The organism is Microvirga zambiensis WSM3693, from assembly GCF_016735695.1.
In the GTDB taxonomy this organism is placed as follows: Bacteria; Pseudomonadota; Alphaproteobacteria; order Rhizobiales; family Beijerinckiaceae; genus Microvirga; species Microvirga zambiensis.
Map to the genome: position 1 here is coordinate 90,946 of NZ_JAERQD010000021.1, position 25,423 is coordinate 116,368.

The 25,423-nt window shown below is 64.6% G+C and carries 23 protein-coding genes; 6 read left to right on the top strand and 17 right to left on the bottom strand.

Annotation, left to right across the window (positions count from 1 at the left end):
* Positions 1 to 50: 50 nt before the first annotated feature.
* Both JKL46_RS17265 and JKL46_RS17270 read right to left on the bottom strand, forming a co-directional pair.
* Positions 51 to 242: a twin transmembrane helix small protein gene (locus JKL46_RS17265; protein WP_201835101.1), complete on the bottom strand. Its 192-nt coding sequence runs from the start codon at positions 240 to 242 to the stop codon at positions 51 to 53.
* Positions 243 to 336: 94 nt separating this feature from the next.
* Positions 337 to 2,931: a TIGR02302 family protein gene (locus JKL46_RS17270; protein WP_201835103.1), complete on the bottom strand. Its 2,595-nt coding sequence runs from the start codon at positions 2,929 to 2,931 to the stop codon at positions 337 to 339.
* A 238-nt stretch (positions 2,932 to 3,169) separates the two neighbouring features.
* Between JKL46_RS17270 and JKL46_RS17275 the strand changes: the two genes are divergently transcribed.
* Together JKL46_RS17275 and JKL46_RS35205 are read left to right on the top strand one after the other, a co-directional pair.
* On the top strand, positions 3,170 to 4,879 hold the full coding sequence (locus JKL46_RS17275; RefSeq protein WP_201835105.1) for a hypothetical protein: 1,710 nt from the start codon (positions 3,170 to 3,172) through the stop codon (positions 4,877 to 4,879).
* 194 nt (positions 4,880 to 5,073) lie between these two features.
* The gene (locus tag JKL46_RS35205) at positions 5,074 to 8,388 is read left to right on the top strand and encodes a cadherin domain-containing protein (protein WP_210381382.1); all 3,315 of its coding nucleotides are present in this window, start codon (positions 5,074 to 5,076) and stop codon (positions 8,386 to 8,388) included.
* Positions 8,389 to 8,468: 80 nt separating this feature from the next.
* Here the strand turns inward: JKL46_RS35205 and lysA are convergent, their stop codons facing one another.
* The gene (lysA, locus tag JKL46_RS17285; protein WP_201835108.1) at positions 8,469 to 9,737 is read right to left on the bottom strand and encodes a diaminopimelate decarboxylase; all 1,269 of its coding nucleotides are present in this window, start codon (positions 9,735 to 9,737) and stop codon (positions 8,469 to 8,471) included.
* Between the two features lie 9 nt (positions 9,738 to 9,746).
* Complete coding sequence (lptM, locus tag JKL46_RS17290; RefSeq protein ID WP_201835110.1) at positions 9,747 to 9,992, bottom strand: LPS translocon maturation chaperone LptM; 246 nt, start codon at positions 9,990 to 9,992, stop codon at positions 9,747 to 9,749.
* Positions 9,993 to 10,239: 247 nt separating this feature from the next.
* On the opposite strand from lptM, the gene tlpA reads away from it, so the two are divergent.
* Complete coding sequence (gene tlpA, locus JKL46_RS17295; protein WP_201835112.1) at positions 10,240 to 10,887, top strand: thiol:disulfide interchange protein TlpA; 648 nt, start codon at positions 10,240 to 10,242, stop codon at positions 10,885 to 10,887.
* 16 nt (positions 10,888 to 10,903) lie between these two features.
* On the opposite strand, the gene JKL46_RS17300 is transcribed toward tlpA, so the two are convergent.
* From JKL46_RS17300 to purC, 9 genes are all read right to left on the bottom strand, one after another.
* Entirely contained in the window at positions 10,904 to 11,641 is a 738-nt protein-coding gene (locus tag JKL46_RS17300) for an adenylate/guanylate cyclase domain-containing protein (protein WP_201835114.1), read from the bottom strand.
* Between the two features lie 135 nt (positions 11,642 to 11,776).
* Entirely contained in the window at positions 11,777 to 12,091 is a 315-nt protein-coding gene (locus tag JKL46_RS17305) for a hypothetical protein (protein ID WP_201835117.1), read from the bottom strand.
* Between the two features lie 304 nt (positions 12,092 to 12,395).
* Positions 12,396 to 12,731, bottom strand: coding sequence for a Grx4 family monothiol glutaredoxin (gene grxD / locus JKL46_RS17310; RefSeq protein WP_201835119.1), 336 nt, complete (start codon positions 12,729 to 12,731; stop codon positions 12,396 to 12,398).
* A gap of 44 nt (positions 12,732 to 12,775) precedes the next feature.
* Positions 12,776 to 13,012, bottom strand: a complete 237-nt coding sequence (locus JKL46_RS17315) for a BolA family protein (protein WP_201835121.1) — start codon at positions 13,010 to 13,012, stop codon at positions 12,776 to 12,778.
* A 40-nt stretch (positions 13,013 to 13,052) separates the two neighbouring features.
* Positions 13,053 to 15,263 carry a phosphoribosylformylglycinamidine synthase subunit PurL gene (purL, locus tag JKL46_RS17320; protein WP_201835124.1) on the bottom strand — a complete coding sequence of 737 codons (2,211 nt, stop codon included), beginning with the start codon at positions 15,261 to 15,263 and terminating at the stop codon, positions 13,053 to 13,055.
* A 186-nt stretch (positions 15,264 to 15,449) separates the two neighbouring features.
* Positions 15,450 to 16,148, bottom strand: coding sequence for a phosphoribosylformylglycinamidine synthase subunit PurQ (purQ, locus tag JKL46_RS17325; RefSeq protein WP_201835126.1), 699 nt, complete (start codon positions 16,146 to 16,148; stop codon positions 15,450 to 15,452).
* 100 nt (positions 16,149 to 16,248) lie between these two features.
* Positions 16,249 to 16,488 carry a phosphoribosylformylglycinamidine synthase subunit PurS gene (gene purS, locus JKL46_RS17330; protein WP_201835135.1) on the bottom strand — a complete coding sequence of 80 codons (240 nt, stop codon included), beginning with the start codon at positions 16,486 to 16,488 and terminating at the stop codon, positions 16,249 to 16,251.
* Positions 16,489 to 16,554: 66 nt separating this feature from the next.
* The gene (locus JKL46_RS17335; RefSeq protein WP_201835137.1) at positions 16,555 to 17,094 is read right to left on the bottom strand and encodes a hypothetical protein; all 540 of its coding nucleotides are present in this window, start codon (positions 17,092 to 17,094) and stop codon (positions 16,555 to 16,557) included.
* Positions 17,095 to 17,469: 375 nt separating this feature from the next.
* A complete protein-coding gene (gene purC, locus JKL46_RS17340; protein WP_201835139.1) occupies positions 17,470 to 18,264 on the bottom strand; it encodes a phosphoribosylaminoimidazolesuccinocarboxamide synthase in 795 nt (264 codons plus the stop codon).
* 239 nt (positions 18,265 to 18,503) lie between these two features.
* On the opposite strand from purC, the gene JKL46_RS17345 reads away from it, so the two are divergent.
* On the top strand, positions 18,504 to 18,827 hold the full coding sequence (locus tag JKL46_RS17345) for a DUF1476 domain-containing protein (protein WP_201835142.1): 324 nt from the start codon (positions 18,504 to 18,506) through the stop codon (positions 18,825 to 18,827).
* A 51-nt stretch (positions 18,828 to 18,878) separates the two neighbouring features.
* A complete protein-coding gene (locus tag JKL46_RS17350; RefSeq protein ID WP_201835144.1) occupies positions 18,879 to 19,649 on the top strand; it encodes an HpcH/HpaI aldolase family protein in 771 nt (256 codons plus the stop codon).
* Here JKL46_RS17350 and JKL46_RS17355 read toward each other — a convergent pair.
* Both JKL46_RS17355 and JKL46_RS17360 read right to left on the bottom strand, forming a co-directional pair.
* Positions 19,646 to 20,329: an alpha/beta hydrolase gene (locus tag JKL46_RS17355; RefSeq protein WP_201835146.1), complete on the bottom strand. Its 684-nt coding sequence runs from the start codon at positions 20,327 to 20,329 to the stop codon at positions 19,646 to 19,648. The genes JKL46_RS17350 and JKL46_RS17355 overlap by 4 nt on opposite strands.
* A gap of 18 nt (positions 20,330 to 20,347) precedes the next feature.
* On the bottom strand, positions 20,348 to 20,992 hold the full coding sequence (locus tag JKL46_RS17360; RefSeq protein WP_201835148.1) for a DNA-3-methyladenine glycosylase family protein: 645 nt from the start codon (positions 20,990 to 20,992) through the stop codon (positions 20,348 to 20,350).
* A 32-nt stretch (positions 20,993 to 21,024) separates the two neighbouring features.
* Here JKL46_RS17360 and gluQRS point away from each other — a divergent pair, with 32 nt between their 5' ends.
* Positions 21,025 to 21,897 carry a tRNA glutamyl-Q(34) synthetase GluQRS gene (gene gluQRS, locus JKL46_RS17365; RefSeq protein WP_201835150.1) on the top strand — a complete coding sequence of 291 codons (873 nt, stop codon included), beginning with the start codon at positions 21,025 to 21,027 and terminating at the stop codon, positions 21,895 to 21,897.
* Positions 21,898 to 21,976: 79 nt separating this feature from the next.
* Here the strand turns inward: gluQRS and JKL46_RS17370 are convergent, their stop codons facing one another.
* Complete coding sequence (locus tag JKL46_RS17370; protein ID WP_201835152.1) at positions 21,977 to 22,894, bottom strand: AEC family transporter; 918 nt, start codon at positions 22,892 to 22,894, stop codon at positions 21,977 to 21,979.
* A 5-nt stretch (positions 22,895 to 22,899) separates the two neighbouring features.
* Positions 22,900 to 24,936, bottom strand: a complete 2,037-nt coding sequence (locus JKL46_RS17375) for a M23 family metallopeptidase (RefSeq protein WP_201835154.1) — start codon at positions 24,934 to 24,936, stop codon at positions 22,900 to 22,902.
* Positions 24,937 to 25,423: the final 487 nt, after the last annotated feature.

Consider the following 25,423-nt stretch of genomic DNA (forward strand, 5'->3'; position numbering starts at 1 on the left):
AACGTTCTCTTAATACAGAGCGTGGCGAAAAAGTGTCAATACGGGGGAGCCTAAGCCGCTCTCCACCAGATAACGCCCATGATCACGATAATGGCGATAAACTGAAGCAGGACACGCAGTCTCATAAGGTGCTGCGACCGATTGGCATTGCCGCCGCGCAGCATGTTAACCAAGCCTAGAAGTAGCACGAAAGCGACTGCGACGACGGCGATCGGCACAAGCAAATCAATGAAACGATTCATCTGAGTTCCACTCGAATGGTCGGGCGACCGTGGCCCGAACCCATCGCGGAGGCAAGAGGCTCGCTGACGCTACAGAAGGTGCCTGCCGTAACGTTCAGTTCCGGCGCAGGAGACGCTCGAAGTAGTCCAGCTCTTCCTGTGGACGGCTGGGGTCGCCAAGCTTGCGCCGCAATTCCTCCAGGATCCGCTGAGCCCTCTGCGCGGGTGATGCGTTTGCGCCGGGCACTTCTACGCGGCCGTCGGAATAATCCCTGTTCCGCGTCGGACGACCGAGCGGATCGGTGTCGCGCTGGCCGGTCTGCTGGTTGCCCTGAGGATTGCCCTGGCCGGGCTGATCGCCGGCCTGCTCGTTACCCTGGCCGTCGCCCCGCTGCATCTGCTGCATCTGCTGGGCCATGCCCTGCATGCCGCGGCGCAGGTTCTCCAGCGCTCTTCCTTGTGCATCGACGGCGGGGCCGTCCTGACCCTGGCCGAGCGCGCCTTCGGCCTCGCGCATGGCCCCTTCGGCATCGCCGAGCCCCTGCTCGCCCTGCATGCCCATGCCTTCCATCCGACGCTGCAACTCCTGCAGCCGCTCGCGGAGGGCCTGCTGCCGCTGCCTCAGACCCGAGGGATCCTGACCCTGGCCGTTCTCGGCCTGCTCCTGACCCTCCCCCTGCTGTCCCTGTTGGCCCTGCTGGCGCTGACCCTGCTGCCTCTGGCCCTGGCGCTGACCCTGCTGGCGCTGCCCGTTGCGGTCGCCCTGCTGCATGCGCCGGTTCTGGCCGTCGCGGAAGGTTTCGTCGCGCAGGTTCTGCTGCTCGCGCGCCATGTCCTCCAGGTCCTGCATGGCCTGGTTCATCTCGCGTCCGAGCGGATCGGTCATGCGGTTGTTGGGTTGAGCAGTCTGCAGGTTCTCCAGGATATTGCGCAGCTGCTCGAGCAGGCGTTGGGCTTCCGCAACGTCACCGCGACGCATCGCGTCTTCCATCTGGCGCAGCATGCGGTTGAGGTCGTCCTGCGAGATCATCCGGTCCGGCGGCGTGCGCTGGTTCTGATCCTGCGATTGCTGGTTCTGCTGCATGCGCTGTGCGAACTCGCGCAGGAACTTGTCCATGGCCATCCGCAACTCGTCCATCAGGCGACGGATCTCGTCATCCGTTGCGCCCCGGTCGATGGCTTCCTTCAGGCGGTCCTGTGCGGCGCGCAGCTCCCGTTCCGCATCGGAGAGATTCCCATCCTCGATCTGGAGCGCCATGGCCCAGAGCCAATCGGCCACGTCGAGCAGGTCCTGGTCGGTCCGGGAAACGCGCAGGCGTTCCGCGCCGGCGCGCAGGCCCATGAACACGCCCCATTGCGGCGTGTAGGTTGCCGGCGCGATCAGCAGCGCGTCGAGGGCAATCTGCACGCGCTTGCGGTCATCGGGGGCGAGCACGAGATTGCGCCGCTGCTCCACAAGGGCTTTCGCGAGCGGATTGGTGAAGGGGCGCTGCGGCAGGGTGAAGTTGATCGCCTCGCTCGATGCTTCCTGGCCGGCCTCGTCCTTGGCCTTGAGCCGGATCGTCACCGGCGCTCCAGCCCAGGCATGGTTCGTGAGATCGACCGGCGACTTGGTGTCCGGCGCATTCTCCTCATGGCTCGGCAGGGCGAGGGTGAGCTGCGGCGCGGGAACGAGGGAGCGGCCACGGCTCCTGTCCGCCTTCTCGACGATGCCGTCGAGGGAGGCGATGCCGTAATCGTCCTTGCCCTTGTAACTCAAGGTGAAGGTGCCGCGCGCATTGACCTCGGGCGGCATGGTGAAGGCGATCTCCGGCAGCCGGTCGGGAATGGCCTCGATGGTCAGCGTCACGCTGTTGGCGAAGCCAGTGCTGACGGTGAGCTCGCTCGAGCCGTCGAGCTGATAGCGCTCCTCTCGCATGTCGGCGCGCTGGTTGGCCTTGGGCGGCAGGGGTGTCAGCCCCTTGCCCGGCTTGATCTCGGCGCTGCCCTCGCCCGCGATGCGGATGACGACGGTCGAATGGATCGGTGCCCGCAGATTCTGGCCGCGGGCGAGGTCGATCATGAGCGGCGGCGTGCGGGTATAGAGCGGCGGGTCGATCCAGCCGTCGATGCGGAAGGACGGGGAGGCGGTCTCCACCTTACGCCAGTCGAAGGCGGCGGCAAGGCGCGAGCCGATCTCGGGGCCTGCCACGAAGGCGCTGGTGACAAGGGCGAGAAGGCCCGCGGCGCGCAGGGCGTAACGGTCGCGCCTCGGCATGTTCGGCTGCGGCAGACCGACGCGCATGCGGCCGATCGCGTCCTCCGCCCGCTTGCGGTGAAGGGCCCAGAGCGCCTTGGTCCCCGGATCCGCCGAGCCGAGGGCGAGAGTGTCGTCGAGGACGCGGGCCGGCCCCGTGGTGAGGCCCGTTTCCCGGTCGAGCCGGTCGAGAGCCCTTGTCCGGCTCGGAAGGCGCAGGCGGACGAGGGGCCAGAGCGAGATCAGGAAGGCTGCCGTGAACAGCCCCAATCCGATGGTGCGCCACAGGGGCGAGGCGTCGAGCCAGAGGCCGAGCCAGGACAGGGTGAAGAACGCAAGGACGATGGCGAGCGGCAGCCAGAGGCGCGGCCAGGCCTCCTCCCACCAGAGAGACCAGCGGGCATGGGACACCAGACGCCCGAACCGCCGGTTCGGGTGGCCGCGTCCAGGCGTCGGGTTCGGGCCTTCGCTCATGCCAAAAAATCTCCCGCTGCACGCGATGTGCAGTCGCCCCCTTCTGGAAAAGCTAGCACGCATGCCCCGGATGACCAGCCGTCAAATGGGCACAACCCTTCAACAAGCGGTGACTAGAGAAAGTGCCAAGCTTCGCCGTGGGCCTGCCGTTGCGGCAGTAAATTCCTTGACCCTGTTAACGTAATACCGATACATAATCTCCACCATAACAAAGTAACGATGATTTTTGGGACATTTCATGGCTGCCATTTTTTTCTCGTCGGCGACCGATCCCGCCAACACCATTCCGGAAGATGCGGATGCCGGTACCGTCCTCGGCACGCTCCGCGTCGTCGAGGGTGCGGAGGGTGAGGCCTTCAAGTTCACGCTGAATGATCCGAACTTCGCCGTTACCGATGAGAACGGAGACGGGATCTACGACCTCGTGGTGAAGGCGGGAGCGGAGTTTGACTACGAGGCGGGGCCTCGGTTTTTTAGCCTGCCCATCAAGGCGACGAGCACCAACGGCAACACCCAGGTCGATGACCATCCACTGGCGATCCGGATCGCCGATGTGAACGAGCGGCCCTATATCCCGCTCGACGAAAGGGACGTGCATGAGGGCGCCTTGCCCGGAACGGTGGTCTACCGGCTCGTCGCCGACGACCCCGAGGACGATCTCGTCACCTATCAATTGTCGGAAGACAGCGAAAAGGTCTTCGACCTCGTCGACAACAAGGACGGGAGCTGGAGCGTCATCGTCGATCGGTCGGTCGCGGGCGGGCTCAGGTTCGGAACCGACGGCCACGAGCAATTCACACTGACGATCACGCATGGCGGTGAACCCTATCTGGAGACCTTCGACCTCAACCTCTCGGAAAACCTCGAGCCGGAGATCGATTTTGCGCCGATTCCCGTCAGCCAGGTCACCCAGGGCGGCACGCATGTCGGGACGCTCATCGCCACAGATCCGGACGGTCACGCCATCGCCTACAAGCTGATCGAAGGCCAGGATCTGTTCGACCTCGTCAGGAATGCCGGCGGGCATTGGGACGTCTTCGTCAAGGCGGGCGTGACGCTCGACTACACGAGAGCGGAGCACAGGGTCTTTGCCGTCATCGCGGGCGATGGCGGATTCAACGAGGTCGAGAAAACCTTCTACCTCACCTTCGTCAACAAGGAGCCCGCTCTCAATTTCACGCCGGCCGCCGTGGCGGAGGGCGCGCAGGGCGACACGGTCGTCGGCAAGCTGCTCGCAACCGATCCCGAGAACGACGAGATGATCTACACGCTCTCGCCGGAGAGTGCGAAGCTGTTCGCGCTCCTGGAGAACGAGCAGGGCGGCTACGACATCGTCGTCCGCGACGGCATCGTGCTCGATTACGAGGACCCGACGCACCACCGTGTGAGCGTCACGGTCTCCGACGGCATCCACACGATCGGCGGCAGCTTCGAGATCGTCCTGCTCGACCGGATCGACACCGTCACCGGCACGAGCCGCAGCGACATTCTTAAGGGCGGCTCCGGCAGCGACATCGTGAAAGGGCTCGCCGGCAACGACCGGCTTTACGGCGGGGCCGGCGACGACTGGCTCTATGGCGGTCTCGGCCGGGATACCCTCATCGGCGATGGCGGCCGGGACATCTTCGTGTTCGACACCAAGCCGTACAAGAAGACCAATGTCGACGTCATCTGGGATTACAGCGTGCCGAACGACGCGATCTGGCTCGACAACAAGGTTTTTTCCAAGCTCGGCAAGTCCGGCTCCCTCGCGAAGCCGGCAGCACTGAACAAGGCTTTCTTCAAGGTCGGCGACGGGGCCAAAGACAAGAACGACTACCTGGTCTACAGCAAGAAAACCGGCATCCTCTCCTACGATCCCGACGGCTCCGGCGCCAAGGCCGCCATCGACGTCGCCCGCCTGAAGAAGGGGCTCGCCCTGACGGCGAAGGAATTTTTCGTGATTTAGAGGCGTGTCACAGACGAGTTCCGCTGCAATATGCAGGACGAAGGGCAGGCCAAGAGTGAGAATTTAATAACAAATATATTGAATCGATATATCTTTACATTAAGGTCGAGCGATCCACTGCCTCCGGGGGCGGACAGGCGGCCCCACGGAAGGCAGACGAGCGCGCGTTGCGCGCCGTTTCCTTGGGGGGTGCAATGGCCTTTTCCATTCTCGACGTCAGCGACGAGACGCGGGTCAACATCACGACAGCGTCCACCCAGTGGGACGCGAGCGTAGCTTCATTGGGCAGCGGATGGGTCGTGACATGGACCTCCGAGGGCCAGGACGGCAGCCTTGCCGGCGTCTACATGCAATGCTTCGACGCAGAGGGAACGGCCCTTTTCGAAGCCGATCAACTGGTCAACACAAATACGACCGGCGCCCAGTTCAGATCTCAGGTTGCGGTGCTCGACGACGGCGGGTGGGTTGTGACATGGGTGGAAGGGGTCGACGCATCGAGGGCCAAGGTCTTCCAGCAGCGCTACAATCCGGACGGAACGGCTCGCGATGCGGTGCAACAGGTGAGCGGCAGCAATCTGACTGCCGCGAGTGAGCCAGCAACGGTTGTCGGCTTGCCGAATGGCGGCTGGGTCGTGACGTGGCATGACACGGCCATCGGCGGCGGGGTCGTCCAACAATTCTACAACGCATCCGGCGTCGCTCAATTCGGGCCGGAGGGTCAAAGGCTCTCGGCAGGAACGGGCCATAGTCAAAGTCACGCGCAGGTCACGGCGCTCCCGGACGATCCGGTGGATCCTGACGATGGAGGCTGGATCGTCACGTGGGTCGAGGGCGTCTACAATTCACCGGCAGCCGACATCCGCATGCAGCGCTTCGACGCCAACGGCTCGCGGGTGTTCCAGCAGGATGTCGTCGTCAACCAGACCACCATCGGGGCGCAGAACTTTCCTCAGGTCACCGTTTTGAAAGACGGAGGGTGGGTCGTCATCTGGCAATCGGAGAGCGGAGGATCGCCCGGGCTCTTCATGCAGCACTACGACCGCTTCGGGGTCGCACAATTCGACGCCGACAGGCAGGTCCACGGAGCGATTGTCGGAAGCAAGACGGAGGCGTCGATCGCCGCGCTTGAAAACGGCGGATGGGTGGTGACCTGGACCTATGCGGGTGGCGGCGGTGTTGAGAACTACATCGTCCAACGCTATTTCGACAATAACGGAAATCCCATCGGGGGCGATCGGTTCGTCAACGCTGACTTCTCAAGGGATCAGGAGAAGTCAGCAGTAGCGGCGTTAGATGACGGCGGATGGACCGTTGTTTGGGAATCACTGCGTACAGACAACCAGACCGACATCCATCAGCGCACATATCGGCAAGGTGACAGGATAACCGAGGGCGTTCAGCATGCAACCGGCAGCGATCAGGCGGACACTCTGCTGGTCGATGCGGGAGGCCTGACCGACGGTGATATCCTTCAGGGCTTGGGCGGAAACGATACGCTTCAGCTGACCGGCGCGGGTGCCATCGATCTCACCAAGCCCTGGCAGATGACAAGCTTCGAAACCATCGCCGGTTCGGACGGTGCAGACGTGATCCTGACGGACGCGAACCGGCTCGCACAGTTCAGCGCCATCGACGGCAATGGCGGCACGGACGAGTTGAGATTCACCGCCGCTGCGGAATACGACCTGCAAGGTAAGACGATTACCGAGGTCGAGCGGATCAGCCTTGCCAGCCTCGCCGCAACAACCGTCGTCCTCGATGCAACCCAGGTGGACACGGCGCTTCGCATCTGGGGCGAGGGGAGAAACGACACGGTCGACATCAGCGGGATAAAGCTCGATGATGACCAGATCCACCAGCTTCTGCGGCAGGGCGTGGAAAAGGTCGTCGACAGCGGCGGCACCTACATCGCCGACGCACCCGTTCTCGATAAGATCGACGGCGATGCCACCACGTCGCCGGTCGGCGGGAATGCCCGTCTCGATCGCGGCGGCGACGCGACCGTGACCCCAGGCATCGGGCAATTCACCTCGCTTCTCGTGAAAATCGTCAATCGGGTCGAGGATCAGGATCTTCTGACGATTGCTCAGACCGGCGGCATTCGCGTGGGCAATGGCACCATCAGCGTTGACGGCACTGTGATCGGCACCCTTGTGCACGACGGTTCCGGTGCGAACGGCCTGTTGATCAACTTCTCCGACGCCGTCACGCCGAATCAGGTGCAGACGCTGGTGCGGGCACTCACCTATCAGCACATCGAAACGAACGATCCGGACGTCCGGGTGCGCTTCATCGAGATGACATTCACCAATGCCGCTTCCGGGCAGACGAAGGCACGGGTGAGCGTTGACGTCGTCGAAGCGCCTGAGAGCAACGAGCCCCCGGTGCTGCAAGGTCTCCCGACCTCGGCCGTGACGGTTGCGGATACAGGCCTCATCTCGCCGTTCGCAAGCGCACGCGTCAACGATGCGGAGGGGAATGCGCTCACGCTCACCATCCGGTTCGACAAGACCAAGGGCACGCTCGTCGTGCCGAGCGGCGTGATCTACGATGCGGTGAACGACCGCTACGTGATCGAAGGCAGCGCCGGATTCGTGACCGATGCGCTCAAGGCGATCCAGTTCAATCCGACGGATCGCTCCGACCCGATCGGCACCGGGCAAGAAACGGCCTTCTCGTTGACCCTGACGGACGGCTTCACGCCCGAAGTGACGGCTCAGGTGACGGTGAATGCTGTGACCGCCAACCGCGCGCCGGCCGCACCCGTTCTCACTCTCGAGGCGAGCAGCGTGGCGGAGCTTTCGGCGGCAGGAACGCTGGTCGGAACCATCACGGCCGCCGACCCGAACCAGGGCGACACGGTCAGCTATTCGCTCATCGGAGCAACCGGCGCCTTCCGGCTGAACGGCAACAAGCTCGAAGTGGCGGATGGCGTCGCCCTCGATTTCGAGCAGGCGCGCTCGCACAGCTTCACCATCCGCGCGACCGATTCTGCCGGCCTGTCGAATGACACGCTGGTGACAATTGCCGTCGGCGACGTCAATCCGGAGCGCACCGCCGGCACCGCGGCTTCCGACCGCCTCGTCGGCGGCGCAGGCCGCGACACGCTGGGTGGTGGCCTCGGCGACGACACGCTCTTCGGCGGCTTGGGCAATGACGTGCTCACCGGCAATGCAGGCAAGGATGTCTTCGTGTTCAACACGAAGGCAAACAAGAAGACCAACGTCGACAAGATCGCCGACTTCGTGGTCAAGGACGACACGATCTGGCTCGACAATGCGGTGTTCACCAAGATCGGCAAGGGCTCGGAGCCGGCGCCCGGAAAGCTGAAGAAGGACTTCTTCACCGTCGGGACGAAGGCCAAGGACAAGAACGACTACGTGATCTACGACAAGAAGACCGGCGCGCTCTATTACGATGCCGACGGCAACGGCAAGGCGGCGCAGGTCAAGATCGCTACGCTGAAAAAGGGTCTTGCCATGACCGAGAAGGATTTCTTAATCATCTGAGCCAAGTAGTGACCAAACGAAAACCCGGCGATCGTCTCGCCGGGTTTTTCCATTTGCGGATGGATACCATCATTGGGAGTTTAGTCGAGCCAGCCTGGAATGCGGTCGAGACCGATCTGTTCGTCGTAGGTGGGCCGCGGGCGCACCACTGCATGATCGTCGCCGTTGACCAGCACTTCGGGCACGAGGAGGCGGGTGTTGTAGGTGTTGGCCTGCACCGCGCCATAGGCGCCGGCGGTCATGATCGCGATGAGGTCGCCGGCCTTGACCGCGGGCATATCGCGGGAAAGCGCGAGATAATCGCCTGTCTCGCAGACGGGGCCGACAACGTCGGCGACGATGCGCGGAGTATCGGGCGAGGCCTCGACCACCATCCTGATGTCGTGATGGGCGTCGTAGAGAGTCGGGCGGATGAGGTCGTTCATCGCCGCGTCGACGATCACGAACGGCTTGTCGGCGCCTTGCTTCACATAGATCACCCGCGCGACGAGCACGCCCGCATTGCCGGCGATCATGCGGCCCATCTCGAACACGAGTTTGAGGCCGAGATCCTTGGTGTGGCGCTTGATGATCGCCGCATAGGCCTGCGGATCGGGCGGGGGCTCGTTATCCTCGCGATAGGGCACGCCGAGGCCGCCGCCGAGATCGATGTGATGCAGCCTGTGGCCATCGGCCATGAGGTCGCGGGCAAGCTCCGCCAAGAGGGCGGTCGCGTTGTCGTAGGGCGTGAGATCGGTGATCTGGCTGCCGATATGCATGTCGACGCCGGTGACCTCGATGCCCTTGAGGGAGGCTGCGCGCGCATAGACGTCGCGGGCGCGGGCGATGGGGATGCCGAACTTGTTCTCCGACTTGCCCGTCGAGATCTTCTTGTGCGTCTTGGCATCCACGTCCGGGTTGATGCGGATCGAGATCGGGGCGCGCACGCCCTTCGAGATCGCGACTTCCGAGAGCGCGTCGAGCTCCGGCTCGGATTCCACGTTGAAGCAGAGAATGCCGCTCTCCAGCGCGAAAGCCATTTCCGTCCTGGTCTTGCCGACGCCGGAGAACACGATGCGTTCTCCCGGAACGCCGGCGGCGAGCGCCCGGCGCAATTCGCCCTCCGAGACGATGTCCATGCCGGCGCCGAGGTTTCCGAGGGTCTTCAGCACCGCCTGGTTGGAATTCGCCTTCATGGCGTAGCAGACGAGGGCATCCGTGTCGGCGAAGGCCTCGGCGAAGACCTTGTAATGCCGCTCGAGCGTCGCGGTGGAATAGCAATAGAACGGGGTTCCGACCTCATCGGCGAGGCGGCGCAGGTCGACGCCCTCCGCGTGGAGGACGCCCTGACGGTAGGCGAAATGGTGCATCGAAAGGGCCTAGAGCAACGGGTCGAGAATAAAGGGCTTGTTCGGAATCGTGTAGCCCTGCCGGCCCGAGGAGCGGGGCGTGCCGACCGGCGAGGGAAGGGTGGAATCGCTCACCGGGGTCTGCATCTGGGTGTCGGGCTGTGCCGAGGCGCTCGGCGGCGGCTCCAGCGCGCCGCGTCGGCCGCAGGCGGTCAGGCTGAGAACGAGAAGGCCCGCAACCAGAACGGCGCGAGGAAAGGACAGGCTGGACGACATCAGACACTCCGAAACGTGGCCGCACCATAGCGCATCGCGTGGAAAAGTGGACCCGGTTTTCCGCGCAAAGCGATGCGCCAGGCGAGAGAGGCATCGCGTGGAAAAGTGGACCCGGTTTTTCCGCATCCGAAAAAGCACGCAACGGGAGGAGAAGTGGAGGCGGATCAACGCTTTCGTGAAGGGCTTCGGTGGGCATTCCGGCGCCCAGGACTTGAGGCTTTGCCGAAAACGCGCCACATGACGGGCGATGTCGAACGCTGTGAAATCCCGCAAATTCTGGCTGGCCGGCCTGGCCGCCGTCGCACTTCTCGGTGCCGGCGCGGTCTGGTACGGCCTCGCCCCCCGTGATCCCATGGCCTCCGGAGCGGCCGAGTGCCGTGCTTCGAAGGCAGTAACCGAGCGGATGAAGCCGCTGGCCAAGGGCGAGGTGGCGGCTGTCGGCGTGAACGGCGCGCCAAAGCCGCCGCCGGTCATCGCCTTCAACGGTCCGGAGGGGCAGCCCATGAGCCTTTCCGACTTCAAGGGCAAGACGATCCTGGTCAATCTCTGGGCGACCTGGTGCGTGCCCTGCCGCGAGGAGATGCCGGCCCTCGACAAGCTCCAGACGGAGCTGGGCGGCGCGGATTTCCAGGTGGTCGCCATCAACGTGGATACCCGCAACCGCGACAAGCCGAAGGCCTGGCTGCAGGAGAACGGGATCAAAAATCTCGCCTATCACGCCGATCCCGAGGGCAAGCTGCTGCAGGTGCTGCAGAAATCCGGCCATGTGGTCGGTCTGCCCACCACCTTCGTGGTCGACGGCTCCGGCTGCGAGATCGCGCTTTTGAAGGGCCCGGCCGATTGGGCATCGCCCGATGCGCTCGCCTTCATGAAAGCGGCTTTGAACCGTTCCTGAGCGAGCGGCGCCCGGGTCAGGCCGCGTAAAGCGTCACAGGAGCCTCGAAGCCCTTCAGGTCATAGGCCCGGCCTTCACCCTCGATCAGGTCGCGTCCGGCCCGGTCGTAAACGCTCTGGGTCACCAGGATCTGGCCCGTTGCGGTCGCCGCCTGGGCGCGGGCGGCCGTGTTCACCACCGTTCCGATCGCCGTCAGGTCGCGATGGGAGCGGCCGAACTCCCCGAAGCTGACAGCCCCTGAATCGATGCCGATGCCCACGCCGAGCTCGCTCCCGCCAAGCGCGGGATGGTCCTCCAGCAGGGCTTTGAATCGAGCCTTGCAGCGACGCTGGATCTCCCGTCCCGTCCGCACCGCCTGCTCGGCATGGTCGGGCTGCTGGATCGGGAAGTTGAAGATCGCCATCACGGCATCGCCGATGGTCTTGTTGAGAAGGCCGTCATGGTCCCAGATCGCCTCGGCGCATTCGTCGTAGAAGGCATCGAGCAGGGACGAGACCGCATCCGGCGGAAGCGACTGCGTCAGGGCGGTGTAGCCCCTGAGATCCGCAAACAGCACGGAGACGTCAACGCTGATCTTTCGCGCCCTCATGATCCGCGTGAACATCAGTTCGCAGACCGTGCAGGTATTGGGATTCATCCGGCTCGGGCGGATGCCGAAGGCCCGAAAGGGGAGGGAGGCGGGGCCGCGCAGGGGTACGGGGATCCGCAGCTGCTGCCAGCAGCCCTTGCAGATTCTGGACTGGGTGTGCGCCATGGATAAGCACTTCCAAATCGCGCCGGGATCGGATCGGGGGATTATCGACACCGAAAAGATCGCGTGCTTCGACCGGCCTGTGCAAGCTACCATTTCGGGCAGACTCGGCCAACCGATTGTCTGCCCTCAAGCCGGTCAGGCTGGCGAGGCTTCGCCGTCCGGAACCCCGATCTTGCCGGAGAAGGCGGGCTTCGAGAGACGCCAGGGGCGGTCCATGGCCTGTCTGGCCTCGCCACGCTTGAGCCGGCGCGGGGTGCCGTCGGCGAGGATTTCCTCGATCACCAGAAATCCTAAGGCCTGCAACATCAGAGCAGCGGTCTTGGTCGCCCTGTCATCCGCCCGGAGGGAGAGGGATCCGGCGGCATAGATCCGCTCCATGAGGCTCTTCGGATGATGCGCAACAGCCGTCCGCGGCTTGAAGGCGATGACGTTGGTCTCGGGTTCGAGCATGGAAAAGCCCCTTCTCACCGCTCCTTTTTATTCTGTGTCGAGCGGCTCTTCTGTTGAATGCAGCACAGATCCAGAGCATCGGACCCAAAAGTGGACCCACTTTTGGGATCGGATCCGATGCTCCTTCTCTTGGCTGGCATCGTTGGGCGCGGAAAACCGGGTCCACTTTTCCGCACGATGCGCTAGTGTGCCGGAAACTGAGCCGTTTAAGGAATGCGACATAAGACGCCCCCGCAGCGGGGCTCCCGAACGAAAAAAGGCGGGGCCAAGCCCCGCCTCGATCCTGTCCGGAAAAGTGCCTGTCTCAGGCGTTCTGCTGCACCGGAATGCCCTTGTCGGTGAAGAGCTGCTGCAGCTCGCCGGCCTGGAACATCTCGCGGGTGATGTCGCAGCCGCCGACGAACTCGCCCTTCACGTAGAGCTGGGGAATGGTCGGCCAGTTGGAATAATCCTTGATGCCCTGGCGGATGCCCTCGTTCTCGAGCACGTTGACGCCCTTATACGGCACGCCGAGATAGTTGAGGATCTGGACCACCTGGCCCGAGAAACCGCACATGGGGAATTGCGGCGTGCCCTTCATGAACAGCACGACGTCGTTGGACTTCACTTCGTTGTCGATCACCTGATGGGCGTCGGTCATGGAATTCTCCTTCGTCCCGGCGGTCAAGGCGCCGGGTTCGTGTCTCAATTGTCGGGTGCCACGGTCGTTAATGCAAGGGCGTGCAGAACGCCGCCCATGCGGCCTTGCAGCGCCGCATAGACCATCTGATGCTGCTGCACCCGCGACTTCCCCCTGAAGGCGGAGGAGGTAACGGTCGCGGCGTAATGGTCGCCGTCGCCGGCCAGGTCCTTGATCTCGACCACCGCGTCGGGAAGGGCGGTCTTGATCAGGCTTTCGATGTCTCGCGAATCCATCGGCATGGATCGGGCTCCTCAGGATCTTCGGGTCAGGACTTAGCGGTCAGGACTTGCCGGTCATGTAGTTCGGCAGCCAGGCTTCGTGGGTCGCCTTCAACTGCTTGACGGATATGGCCTGCCGGCCGGGCAGAATCAACGCATCGCCCCCCGTCACGCCGAGCATGGCGGCGGGGATGCCGATGGCGCCGGCCTCATAGAGGATGTCGGCTGCGGCATCCTGATCGGCTGCGATCAGGTAGCGGCCCTGATCCTCGCCGAAGAGGAAGGCGTTAAGCGGCATGTCCTCGGGTGCGACCGCAATGTCCGCGCCGATGTTGCCGGCGATCGCCATCTCGGCCAGTGCCAGCGCGATGCCGCCATCAGAGCAGTCATGGACCGTCCTGACCTGCGCGGAGCGGATGAGCTGGCGCACGAAGTCGCCGTTGCGCTTCTCCACGACCAGATCGACCGGCGGAGGAGCGCCTTCCTCGCGGCCGCAGACGTCGCGCAGATAGATCGACTGCCCGAGCCAGCCGGTCGTCGCGCCGATGAGGATGACGACCTCGCCCTCGCTCTTGAAGGCTATGGAGGCGTTCAGGGCGACGTCGTCCATGAGGCCGACGCCGCCGATGGCGGGGGTCGGCAGGATGCCCTGGCCGTTGGTCTCGTTGTAGAGCGAGACGTTGCCGGATACGACCGGGAAGTCGAGGGCCTTGCAGGCCTCGCCGATGCCCCTGACGCAGCCGACGAACTGGCCCATGGATTCGGGCCGCTCGGGGCTCGCGAAATTGAGGTTGTCGGTGATGGCGAGCGGCAGGCCGCCGACCGCCGTGATGTTGCGCCAGGCCTCCGCCACCGCCTGCTTGCCGCCCTCGAACGGGTCGGCCTCGCAATAGCGCGGCGTCACGTCGGTGGTGAGCGCCAGGCCCTTCGGTCCGTCTTCCACGCGCACGATGGCGGCATCGCCGCCGGGCGTCTGCACCGTGTTGCCGAGGATCAGGTGGTCGTACTGCTCCCAGACCCAGCGCTTCGAGCACTGGTCCGGCGAGCCGATGAGCTTCAGGAGGGCCTCTGCCTCCGACATCGGGGCCTTCACGCTGTCGGGCAGGATCACCGGCTGCTTCGGGCTTTCCACCCATGGACGGTCATAGAGAGGCGCCTCGTCGCCGAGCTCCTTGATCGGGAGATCCGCCATCACCTCGCCCCCGTGCTTGATCACGAAGCGCAGGGTGTCGGTGGTCTTGCCGATGACGGCGAAGTCCAGGCCCCATTTGTGGAAGATGGCCTCGGCTTCCTTCTCCATGCCGGGCTTGAGCACCATGAGCATGCGCTCCTGGCTCTCGGAGAGCATCATCTCGTAGGCGGTCATGCCTTCCTCGCGGCAGGGCACCTTGTCGAGGTCGAGCTCGATGCCGAGATTGCCCTTGGCGCCCATCTCGACCGCGGAGCTGGTGAGGCCGGCAGCGCCCATGTCCTGGATCGCGATCACCGCGCCCGATTTCATGAGCTCGAGGCAGGCTTCGAGCAGCAGCTTCTCGGCGAAGGGATCGCCCACCTGCACGGTCGGGCGCTTCTCCTCGGACGCATCGTCGAATTCCGCCGAGGCCATGGTGGCGCCATGGATGCCGTCGCGGCCGGTCTTGGAGCCGAGATAGACGATCGGGTTCCCGATGCCGGTGGCCTTGGCATAAAAGATCTCGTCGGTGCGGGCGAGGCCCACCGCCATGGCATTGACGAGGATGTTGCCGTTGTAGCGCTTGTCGAAGCCGACGCTGCCGCCGACGGTGGGCACGCCGAAGGAATTGCCGTAGCCGCCGATGCCGGCGACCACGCCCGAGACCAGATGGGCGGTCTTCGGATGGTCAGGCTCGCCGAAGCGCAGGAAGTTCAGCGACGCGATCGGCCGCGCACCCATGGTGAACACGTCGCGCAGGATTCCGCCGACGCCGGTCGCCGCGCCCTGATAGGGCTCGATGAAGGACGGGTGGTTGTGGCTCTCCATCTTGAAGATGCAGGCCTGTCCATCGCCGATATCGATGACGCCGGCATTCTCGCCGGGGCCCTGGATGACCCAAGGGGCCTTGGTGGGCAGGCCGCGCAGATGGATGCGCGATGACTTGTACGAGCAATGCTCGTTCCACATGGCCGAGACGATGCCGAGCTCGGTGATGGTCGGCTCGCGGCCGATCAGGTTCACGAAGCGATCGTATTCATCGGGTTTGAGCCCGTGCTCCTTGACCAGCTCCGGGGTGATGGCGACGTCGTTGCGGATCATCGTTATCTCGCATTGTTACCCTCTCCAGAACGAAGAGGAATGGAATACATCGGATGTCCTCATCCTGAGGAGCAGCAAAGCTGCGTCTCGAAGGAGGTTTCAGAGCACGCTGGAGACGCCCTCGTCCTTCGAGACGCTTCGCTCCTCAGGATGAGGGCTGCGGGGCGTCTCGTCCCGCTTCAGAGATCAGGCCGCCTTCGGAAAGCTCGACACGAGGCTCTCGAACAGGCCGCGCCCGTCGGTGCCGCCCACGAGGTCCTCGATCAGGTTTTCCGGGTGGGGCATCATGCCGAGCACGTTGAGCTTGGTCGAGTAGATGCCCGCGATCGCGTTCATCGAGCCGTTGCGGTTGGCATCCGGTGTGGTGTGGCCCTGCGCGTCGGAATAGCGGAAGGCCACCAGCCCCTCGCCTTCGAGCCGCTTCAAGGTCTCCTCGTCGGCGGTGTAATTGCCTTCGCCGTGCGCAACGCAGACATCGATGGCCTGGCCCTTGGCGTAAGCCCGGGTGAACGCCGTGTCGCTGCGCTCGACCCGCAGGAACTGGCGATGGCAGATGAACTTGAGGTTCGCGTTGCGCATCAGGATGCCGGGAAGAAGGCCCGCCTCGCACAGGATCTGGAAGCCGTTGCAGACGCCGAGCACGAGGCCGCCGCGCGCCGCATGGGCCCGCACCGCATCCATGACCGTTGCGCGGCCCGCAATCGCGCCGCAGCGCAGATAATCACCGTAGGAGAAGCCGCCGGGCAGCACCACGAGATCGGTGCCCTTCGGCAGCTCGGTTTCGGCGTGCCACACCTTCTGGGCGTCGGAGCCGGCCGATGTGAGAGCCCGCACCATATCGCCTTCGCGATTGGAGCCGGGGAAGACGATGATTGCGGATTTCATCAGTTCATCCTTCTATCGTCATGGCCGGTCTTGTCCCGGCCATCCACGCCTCAAGGCGCGGCAAAAACGTGGATGCCCGGATCAGGTCCGGGCATGACGGTCAGGTCAGTTCGACGCGATAGTTTTCAATGACCGTGTTCGCCAGCAGCTTCTCGCAGGCGGCCTTGAGCTGGGCTTCGGCCTGAGCCTTGTCGGCGGTTCCAAGCTCGATATCGAAGACCTTGCCCTGGCGCACGCCGTCGATGCCCTCGACGCCGAGCGACTTGAGGGCGCCTTCGATGGCCTTGCCTTGGGGGTCGAGAACGCCGTTCTTGAGGGTCACGGTGACACGCGCTTTCATGGAGGCCTCGGGCTGTTTGGAATGTGCCCCACGCCTTATAGCCATTAGGCGCAAGAGACAACGCCTTCAGGAGCCCAATTCGCGGGCAGCGACCTGTCGGGCCGTGTCCTTCACAACATCCTGATTCTCGCCGATCGCCAGGACCACCGACAGGGCCTCCCCCTCGCGCCTGCCGAAGGCGGCGCCATAGGCCGGCCGCTTGCTGCCGTCGACCGGCGACATCTCGATGGCGAAGCCGGGATTGGGCCCGTCCCTCAGGCGCTCGACGGCGATCTGTGTCTTGATGGGCTTCTCCCGCCCGGCGGGCGAGCGCAGGCCGCGGGCGAGGCGCTCCGGGTCCTTCAGGAGAGCCTCCGTGACGTCCGCATCCCTGCCGACCAGGCGAATGACACTGACGGCGAGACCCGGCCCGCATTCGGGCGGGGCGCAGAACGACAGGGCCACCGGCTCCGCCCGATCCTCGGCAAGCCATTTCCGCAAGGGCAGGGCATCCCAGGACGTGTCCGCCTGAAGACCTGCGACCTGCCTGGGGATGTAGCCGCAGCTGGCGAGGATCAGGCCGAGGGCCAGAATGAGGGAGGGGGAACACAACGGACGGAAACGCATAGCTCTATCTATGCGCGAAACGGGCGGAAGGGGAATGCCGCACGGCGCCCCGCAGTGGCTTCGGGCCGGAAATGACACCATCCCTCATGCCGCCCCACAGACGTCATGGCCGGGCTTGTCCCGGCCATCCCGATGCTGTGAAGCGCCGCACCTCTCGGGTCGAGATCACCGGCACAAGGCCGGTGATGACGTGAGGGGGTGGGATTGAACCAAGACGTGGATCCCCGGAAGAAGTTCGGGAATGACTGGAGAGGATCCGGAATCGATGTGGCCTCGACATCGAAGGGAATGCCGCTGCTGCCTGCGCGGGAATGACCGACACCATGAAAAAGCCCGGCACTTGGCCGGGCTTTCGTGTCGTTCAGGAGGCAGGCCTTATTGCACGAGGCGGGGGCCGCCGGTGACCGGGTTCTCGTTCTCGGACAGGATGCCGAGACGGCGGGCAACCTCGGTATAGGCTTCCACCAGCCCGCCCATGTCCCGGCGGAACCGGTCCTTGTCGAGCTTGTCCTTGGACTTGATGTCCCAGAGACGGCAGGAATCCGGGGAGATCTCGTCGGCGACGATGATGCGCATCATCTCGCCTTCCCAGAGGCGGCCTGTCTCCAGCTTGAAGTCGACGAGGCGGATGCCGACGCCGAGGAAGAGGCCGGACAGGAAGTCGTTGACCCGGATGGCCAGCGCCATGATGTCGTCGATCTCCTGGGGCGAGGCCCAGCCGAAGGCGGTGATGTGCTCCTCCGAGACCATCGGGTCGTTCAGGGCATCGTTCTTGTAATAGAATTCGATGATCGAGCGCGGCAGCTGCGTGCCTTCCTCGATCCCGAGACGGGTGGCGAGCGAACCCGCTGCCACGTTCCGGACCACTACCTCGAGCGGAATGATCTCCACCTCGCGAATCAACTGCTCGCGCATGTTCAGGCGGCGGATGAAGTGGGTCGGGATGCCGATGTCGTTCAGATGCTGGAACAGGTATTCCGAGATCCGGTTGTTGAGCACGCCCTTGCCGTCGATCACTTCATGCTTCTTGGCATTGAAGGCGGTCGCGTCGTCCTTGAAGTGCTGGATCAGCGTACCGGGTTCCGGGCCCTCATAGAGGACCTTCGCCTTGCCCTCATAGATGCGACGGCGACGATTCATAGGCGTGTACCGTGGTTTGAGAAAATCCATTTGCCGTGGCTCCTGGGGATGGTCATTTTTTAGATCCGCGGCTGGCGTTAAGCGCGGCTTTTTACCGGCGCTCCGCTTGAAGGGGCAACCTATCCGATCCCTTGGGCAAGCACAACGCGGTGGAGTGGGCCCCAGGATCGCAGCCCCGTCGAATACAGTTCTTAAGATGGGAAGCGTCTGGTATCCGCGCGAGTGCGCCCTTATATCGCACGAAGGCCCAAGCTTAAGGAGAACACGGAATGACCGCTTTCGACGACCGCAGGAATGCCTTCGAGAAGCAGTTCGCCCATGACGAGGACCTGCGCTTCAAGGCGACCGCGCGCCGCAACAAGCTGTTCGGTCTCTGGCTCGCCGAGCATCTGGGCAAGACCGGAGACGAGGCCGAGGCCTATGCCAGGAGCGTCGTTCTCGCCGATTTCGAGGAAGCCGGCGACGCGGATGTGCTGCGCAAGGCCAGCAAGGATCTGGAAGGCGCCGGCAAGCCGGCGGACGAGACCGAGCTCAAGGCCAAGCTGGTTCAGCTGACCGAGCGCGCGATCGAGGAGGTCAAGGCGGGCCGGTAGTCGGCCTAACCTGTGCCCTCGGACCTTTTGAAACCTGTTGATTAGGACACCATGCTGACCGATCCGTCCTTTCCCGAGCGCCTTCGAGGCGGCACGCCGCTTCTGACGGCCTGGTGCGGCCTGCCCGACCCGACGACTGCCGGGGTCCTGGCTCGCGAGCCGTTCGATGCGGTGGTGCTGGATGCGCAGCATGGTTCCATCGATTTCGCCGCCGCGCTTCAGGCCATCCCGCTGATCGCGGCGGCGGGAAAGCCTGCCCTTGTCCGCATCCCGGTCGGGGATTTCGCCTCCGCCTCGCGCTATCTCGATGCCGGCGTCTCCGGCGTGATCGCCCCCATGATCAACACCGTCGAGGATGCCAGGCGCCTGGCAGGCTTCACCAAGTTCCCGCCCGTCGGCGAGCGCAGCTGGGGCGCCTATGGGGCACTCTCGCTGTCGGGGCTCGATGCGGGCGAGTATCTGCAGAAGGCCAACGGCCTCACGGCCACCTTCGCCATGATCGAGACCCGCGAGGCGCTCGGCCTTGTCGACGACATCCTGGCCGTGCCCGGCATCGACGGGATCTTCATCGGCCCCTCGGACCTGTCCATCGCGCTCTCAGGCGGAAAGGGCCTCGACCCGACCAGCGCCGAGGTCGAGAAGGCTCTGGATCATGCGCTGTCCCGGGCGCGAGCTGCCGACAAGCTCACGGCCATCTACGCCGTTTCGGGAGCCCGGGCGGCGGAACTCGCCCGCAAAGGCTTCCACATGGTCTCCATCGGCAGCGACATCTCCATGCTCAAAGCCGGAGCGCACGCCGCCCTCGCTGCTGCGCGGGCCTAAATCCGCACAGGGGAGGGGAGGCCGAAAGCCTGCGTCAGGAAGAAGCCTCCCTGCTTGAGCCCCTCCTCGTCGATGCCGTGGCCGAGGCCGGCCGAGAGATGCCATTGGCAGGGGATCTCGGCAGCGCCGAGAGCCGCCTTGGAGAATAGAAACATCTCGACCGGCACCACATCGTCCCGGTCGCCATGGATCAGCAGGATCGGCGGGACCGCTCCTGCCGCCGGCTTGAGGCTCTCAGGCCCCTTGCCGTCCTCCAGTACCAGAAGACCCGAATAGCCCAGGATCGCAGCCGGCGCGATCTGCCGGCGCAGGCCCACATGCAGCGCCATCATCGCGCCCTGGCTGAAGCCGACGAGGGCAAGGCGGGAAGCGGGCAGGGCATGCCGGGCGAGTTCCCGGTCAAGGAAAGCCTCGAGGCCGGGCGCCGCATAGGTCACCCCGCGCCAGAACTCCCGCGGATCGGTCAGCGTGAGCGGAAACCATTCCCGCCCCATCGGCACATTGCTGCAGGGATCGGGCGCATGCGGCGCGACGAAGGCGGCATCCGGCAGCCATTCCCGCCATTGCTGCCCGAGCTCGATGAGGTCGCTTCCATCAGCCCCAAGTCCGTGCAGCAGCACGACGAGCTGTTTCGCCGTCCCGGATTTCGGCGCGAGGCGGGGTCCGTCAATCATGGCCATAATGCACCCTCCCGATCGTCAGACAGGGGCACCCTCCCGCGCCTTGACCGCCCGGTAATAGGCCCAGAGCACCTTGGCGGCAACGCCGCGCCAGGGGCGCCAGCTCTCCGCGAGAGCCGTCAACGCCTTCGCATCGGGGCGCTGCTCCAAGCCATAGGCGAGGCGGGCGGCTTCCTGGACGGCAAGGTCCCCGCTCGGGAAGGCATCCGGATGGCCGAGGCAGAACAGCAGGTAGACGTCGGCGGTCCAGGGGCCGATCCCCTTCACCCGCGTGAGCAGATTGTGCGCCTCGTCCGCCGGGAGATCGTGGAGACGGTCGAGGGGCAGGCGTTCTTCGGCAATCTCAGTCGCGACGGCGCGCAGGGTCCTGATCTTCCCCGCGGAGAGCCCGGCCATGCGCAGATCCTCATCGGACAGCCGGAGAAGCGCCTCGGGTGTCGCCGGTTCGAGGCGCTGCCGCAGCCGGTTCCAGATCGCCGTCGCGCTGGCGGTCGAGACCTGCTGCCCAACGACGATCCAGGCCAGACCCTCGAAGCCCGGCGGACGCTTGCGCAGTTGCGGCATGATCCCGCTCGCGGCGAGCCTCGCCATGACCGGGTCGGCCTCGGTCAGCGCATCGAGCCCCCTCTTGAGAACCGCATCCGTTTCGAGGAGGGTGGCCATGTCGTCGTCATCCCTTTCAACTGCAGGCTCCCGTGACGAAGCCGGTTTTTCGATTTGCTCCCAGTCCGAACGGTCAGCTTCATCTGGGCCATGCCTATTCCGCCCTGCTCAACGCCGATTTCGCCCGGCGCTTCGGCGGCCGGTTTCTCCTGCGCATCGAGGATATCGATATCGCACGCTGCCGTCCCGAATTCGAGGCCGCGATCCATGAGGACCTGGCCTGGCTCGGCCTGACCTGGGAGCTTCCCGTCCGCCGGCAGTCGGAGCATTTTTCCGATTACCGCGTCGCTTTCCTGCAGCTGAAGGAGAGGGGAGCAGTCTATCCCTGCTTCTGCTCGCGCAAGGACATCGCGGCAGCCATCGCCTGCCGGGAGGCGGAGACCGGCCGGCCCTCTCCGCGCGATCCCGACGGTACGCCGCTCTATCCGGGCACGTGCCGGAGCCTGTCCGGCGAGGAGGCGGAGCGGCGTATCGCGAAGAGCGAGCCCCATGCCTGGCGCCTGGACAGCGCGGGGCTGCAGCATATTCTGCCCGGCCCCTATCACTATCGGCGCTTCGATCGTGAGGGCCGCGAAGAAACCGTCGCGGCCGATCCCCGGCGCTGGGGCGATACGGTGATCGTGCGCAAGGAGACGCCGACGAGCTATCACCTTTCCGTCGTGGTGGATGATGCGCTCCAGGGGATCACCCATGTGGTCCGCGGCCAGGATCTCGAGGCGGCGACCGATCTCCACGTCCTGCTCCAAGTCCTGCTTGGCCTGCCGACGCCGCTCTATCATCACCATGGTCTCGTGCTCGATCCGATGGGAGATAAGCTGGCGAAAAGGCGCCAATCCACCTCCCTGGCGGAGGCTCGCGCCGAGGGGATCGACCCGCAGGACATCCGGCGGCGTCTCGGGTTCTAGCGCATCGTTCGATGCGCCATCATAACGAAGAATCATCGGATGGATCCCAAAAGTGCAATCCACTTTTGGGTCCGATGCTTTAGCCGACGCCGAGCACGCGCAGCCAGATCAGGGTCGTGCCGAGCGCAAGCGCCGTCGACAGGGTGATGGCGCTGGACGCCAGGGCCACGCCCTCGCCGTAGCGTTCGGCGAAGAGATAGGCGTTGATCCCCGACGGGCAGGACGCGAAGAGCACGGCGACGCCCGCCCAGACAGGCGGCATCGGAAAGACGTAGGTGGCGAGCAGCAGCACGATGAGCGGATGCACGATCAGCTTGAGGAAGGAGATCACCGTCGGCAGCTTCCAGCCCATCTGCAACCCGTAGCGGCGCAGCGCGATGCCCATGGAGATCAGGGCGCAGGGAACCGCGGCGCTCGCCAGAAGGTCCATCACCTGCCAGGCCGGCGCCGGCACATAAGCCGCAATCGGGCGGCAGACGGATCCGGCCAGGATCCCGACGACGATGGGATGGGTGAGAAGACGGCGGATGATGAGCAGGGGGGAGGCCCGCCGCCCCTCGGCCAGGATCGTCGCCAGCGTCATCGTGACCGGCAGGTGGACGGCGATGAGAAGGAAGAGCGGGACGGCGCCCTCGTCGCCATAGGCCTTGAGGATCATCGGCACGCCGACGAAGACCGTGTTCGCCTGTCCCGTAGAAAAGCCCGCCACGACGGCTGAGATGCCCTTGAGGCCGAAGAAGCGCGTAGCGATCCCGGTTGCGAGGAACCAGACCGCGGCGACGCCGACGAAATAGGCGATCCAATAGCCCCAGGGCTGGACGGCCGGGATTTCGGCGCGGACGAGGGTGCGGAAGATCAGGCAGGGCAGGGACAGGGTGAAGACGAATTCGGACAGGCCTTCGCCCACCCGCTCGGAGATGAAGCCTGTTTGTCGCGCGACATAGCCGATGCCGATCAAGCCGAAGACCGGCAGCACGATCGCGAGTAGATCAAGCATGGATTCTATCGCAGCTCGGCCCGTTGGGAGAGGCTGGCCGAGGCCATGCTATGCCCCATCAGTTCGTCGACCTGCTCGCGCTGACGCTTGAATTCCACGAGCCCGCGGCCCTCGAGCTCCCGCCCGCGCGGCAGGCGGATCTTCAGCGGGTCGACGAAGCTGCCGTTGATGAGCACCTCGTAATGGAGGTGGGGGCCCGTCGACAGGCCCGTGCTGCCCAGGTAGCCGATGACCTGGCCCTGCCGGACCCTGACGCCTTGGGCCATGTTCTTGGCAAAGCCCGACATGTGGGAATAGGTGGTCGCATAGCCATTGGCATGCTGGATCTCGATATGGCGTCCATAGCCCGATTTCCAATCCGCAAAGCGGATGGTGCCGTTGCCTGCAGCAAGGATCGGGGTGCCGACCCTATTTGACCAATCGATGCCCGTATGCGGACGCGAATAGCCCAGGATCGGGTGGAAGCGCGATCCGAAGCCCGAACGCAGAACACCGTCGGAGATGGGCTTGCGGATCAGGAATTTCTTGAGCGAGCGGCCGGATTCGTCGAAGAAATCAACCGTGCCGTCCTCGCCCTGGTAGCGGTAGACCCGGCGTGCCTCGCCCCCCACTGTGAGGGAGGCGTAGAGCACTTCGGGGGCTCCATTCTCGTCGTCCGAGCCGAAGAAGACTTCGAAGGCATCGCCCTGGCTGACGCGGCGCTGGAAATCGACGTCATAGCCGAAGATGCGCACGAGCTCGTCCACGGTCTGGCGCGGCAGCTCGTTCTTGAGGGCCGTCTCGTAGAGGCTCTCATAGAGGCGCACGCCGCCACGCCGGTCATCATCGTCCTCTTCCTCGGAGGCCTCGGCCAGCTGGCGGTTGGACTCGTCCACGGGAGGTGCGACGGAGACGAAGACGCCGCGGTCGTTCGTCGCCGCGATGCCCTCGATTCCGCGCTCGCCGAAGGTGACGACGCGTACGATCTGCCGGGGATCGCCAAGGCGGGGGCCAGGCGCGATCAGGATGCGCAGCCGCTGGCCCTCGGTCATGCCATCGACCTTTATCCGGGCCGCCAGAGCCGTGGAGATGGCGGCGATCTGCTCGGGAGTGGCGCCATAGCTGCGCAGGGCCGTCTCCAGGGTTTCGCCTTTGCGAAGCACGACGTCCCGCTCCTCGACGAGGGGAGTGGCGGTCTTCTGGTCGATCTTCGGCAGGTCGGTCACGTTCTCGGGCACGACACGCACTTCGATCGTGCTGAACGGCGCGTCGACGACGCGGGCATAGCCCAGGGCGTCGCCGAGGCCATCGGGCTGCCGCAGAGTCCGCGACAGCATCTGCTGGGCCGGGATCGGAACGGAGGTCCGGCGCCCGGCCTCATTGAAGACCCGGCGTTCCTCCTCCAGGATGGCGAGAACGTCGTTGTCCGTCAGGGAGGGGGCGCTCGCCTCGATGGCGACCAGCGACAGGTCCCGCCGCAGCACGGACACATCGGCATCGGCCACTTCCGGGGTCGGCTCGATCCGTTGCTCGTCCATCCCCTCGGCAAAGAGCCGGAGCGGATTGAACGGAGGGATATCGGCTGTGTAGGTGCCGGCGGTCAGGGAGAGATTGGTGGCGACGCGCACGAAATTGCGGACCTTGATCGCTTCACGCTCGCCGTTCCGGATCGTCATCGGCGCCTTGAAGCTCTGCCGGGCGGATACGGTTTGATCCGACATGTTGAGCCTGTCGGCCTTGCGGGAGGCGTTCGAGGTCCGCGCTTCGTCCCCATCCGAGGCGACCCGGATACCGAGCGCGGCGCGCTCCGGCGGTAGGGCGGAGGTCGTCGCCCCCTCGAGGGCGATATAGATGGAGGCTCCGATCAGGGCCGCTCCGGTGACGCCGGTCAGAACGCTGGCGCCGAGCCAGCGCAGGTTCACCTCCCACTTGTCGACTTCGGATGCCGCATTGCCGCTCGGGTTGAGGGGCGGCTCGTGTCCGAGATCGATGCCGGACGACAGATGCCGGGCTTCCCTCCGGGAGGCTCTGCCATAGCTGTCGTCGCGGGGAGGCTGGCTCATTGATCTCTGTCTGGTGTCGATGCGGGGTTGCCGTTCGCAGACACTAGACGCCATCTAGCACAGGAGAGGACAACCGCACAGGCCATAGATAAGCTTGGACAGGATGCCAACTCCTTAACAAGAGAGGATGCCCGCCGCGGCCCTGCTTCGGGCTGCACTGTGTCCGCAGTGAGGCGGAGGCCGGAAAATCCTGTGCGGCGAGCCGCCGGAAGCCAAATTGCGGGACCTGTCAAAAAACTTTCACAAGCACGTTGACAGGCCAAACGGGTTCGGCCTATATACCGCCCATCGACGCCGCCGCTGACGCGAACGGCGCCAAGAACTTCCACAGAAACCGGGCTGTTGGGCCCGACTTCGGTCGGGAACAAACTCTGTTCTGCGGAAGCTCTCTTGTGTCTCTAGCGAGACCATTGCTCTTTGACATTGTTGAGAGGGGAAGAGAAGCGTAGGCGGCGGTGTCCTTGCGCCGGTCCGGATGGATCGGGTG